The organism is Caldibacillus sp. 210928-DFI.2.18 (genome assembly GCF_020554505.1).
Lineage (GTDB): Bacteria > Bacillota > Bacilli > Bacillales > Caldibacillaceae > Caldifermentibacillus > Caldifermentibacillus hisashii.
The window spans coordinates 1-2,032 of the sequence record NZ_JAJCHL010000173.1 but is presented as its reverse complement, the minus strand read 5'-3'; the positions used below and the strand labels follow the sequence as shown (position 1 = coordinate 2,032).

The window sequence follows — 2,032 nt, the reverse complement described above, 5'->3', positions numbered from 1 at the left end:
AGAGCCTCTGCCAAAATAAAAAATATACCCTTGAGCGAGGCTCTGGAAAATTAATTATCTCGTTTTTTGCCTTTTCTTCCAGATTTTTAAATTTAATAAAAATAAAATGGCTATTTTTCTCCAAAAAAGGGCATACGTATCCTGCCTTCACAAAATGGGTTTTTTTCACTACCCTTTGTGGAAAGGAGACGCTGCATTTGACTTATTCACATATCCACCTGTGAATAACTTAATTCAGTCGATGGCGTGTCCATCCACAATTGGCCTTTCCTGTCTGATGATACGCCATATTTGCCATGATATGCATAGATATCATGCAACGATCCACATGCGCTTCAACTGCCTGTTTTCCACGCTTGTGAACACGACGGAGACTATATCCGTCTTTTAGAATGCCAAAGATTCGTTCGATGATCGTTCTGGCACTATATAACACTTTAAATTTCCGCCCATGTTGGGGCAACTCGACGTCTACTTGAGGCGCTTGATCAAAGTCCAGCCGAAATACTCTTCCTTGTGCTGCCCCATTACAACATTCCACGTGATTCGACAGCGGGCAGGTGAGTCCTTCTTGCCTAGCATTTGGATGAAATACAGGACAAGTGTAAATATATTGCCCCTTTTCCCGATCAGATCCTCTAAGGTCCATTTTATGTTCACTGATACAGATGGGGGTGCCGTACCGATTGATTTTTTCAATTCCCCGGGCGGAAGTTGGTTTATCTTTACGGTTCCGTGGGTTGATGGGTGCCACCAATTTCGCCTGTAATACGTCCTTTGTCACTTTTTGATTTTCCGGCGTTTGGTAGATTCCATCTGCCAAGATAAAGTCCAACTGCTCAGCCATCTCGGGGTGCTCCGCCTTAAACGTCTCCAATGTCGTTTCTAATGTTTTCCCATCAGGTGTATTTCCTTTGAATACTTCCCGCGTCAAAGGCAAGCCGGATTTCACCCCGCATACCATTGATAATTTATGCGCAATATAGGAGACTGCATTGCTTTTACGCATCACCCCTGCGTTATCATCTGTAAGGATTCTGGGGCAATCGCAATCACCTTTGCAAGAACACGTCTTCCTTGTTTTATTCAACGTTGCTTCTGCCTCTATATGTGATGTATCCACGGCGACTGCTTTCTCAAAAGTTTCAACCACGCCTTCCCTTTTATTATATTCAACCACCAATAGCCGGGCTTTTTCCCAAAGATCATTTGTTGTCATGATTTGATCAAAGCGAGCAAAGGAACGGTAGCTCGGAATTTTCTCCGTAAATCCACACATGGCGGCAAATAGCGGGTTTGATTTCACTTGTAAATAGACACTTTCAACCATCACTTCAATATATTGTAAAGAGGCCAGTTCAAAAGCACGAAAAAAGGGCATGAAAGGATGCGGTTTTCTCCCGGCAGGAGAGGAATGAAATAAGGAAGACGTAGACTTATCTTCTTCCTCCGGTATTGAAAATAGTGCTGGTTGTATTTCATTAAAATGATCATGTGCTCTTTCCTTTTTTAGGTGCAAATATAAAAAGGTGTAGTAATCTCGTTCAACCGGTTTAAAAATCTCCCATGGAAAACACATGGCCGGAATGACAAAGGGTATATCGGCATAGTCTTGCCAATTGTGGGGAATCAAATTTTGTTGTATTGATAAATCTCTGGTTTGTGTTAGAATAGAAGTAGTCATGAAATCACTCCTTGGATACTGGATATTGGGTAGTACTTATATCTTACCAAAGGAGTGACTTTCATGGCACTTTTTTTTCAAAAATAATTATGTTTTTCCATTTTACAATATTTACCAGGGGAATGAGTAGCCTAATCTATTAAAACTCGTCTAAAACCGACTGAAATGGAAAAATTCAGATATTGATAATAAGCGAATTTATCCACTGAAATTAAAACTCACCATTTTTTCTTTTATACTTGTCATAATATTCGTGCAAATACCTTTTTCTATAGTGGAATAAATCCACGATCTTTAATTGTCTGACTGCCTACTGCTTCAGGAGATACAGCATTTTGGCAAAGGCTC

At 40.5% G+C, this 2,032-nt stretch carries 1 protein-coding gene; it reads right to left on the bottom strand.

Going from position 1 to position 2,032, the window contains the following annotated elements; all coding sequences use genetic code 11:
- Positions 1 to 229: 229 nt before the first annotated feature.
- A complete protein-coding gene (locus tag LIZ98_RS17330; protein ID WP_041845943.1) occupies positions 230 to 1,684 on the bottom strand; it encodes a transposase in 1,455 nt (484 codons plus the stop codon).
- Positions 1,685 to 2,032 lie beyond the last annotated feature (348 nt).

What these genes read in the sequence shown, in the direction of transcription:
- LIZ98_RS17330 (WP_041845943.1), bottom strand. Translation starts at nt 1,684, where the DNA reads ATGACTACTTCTATTCTAACACAAACCAGAGATTTATCAATACAACAA.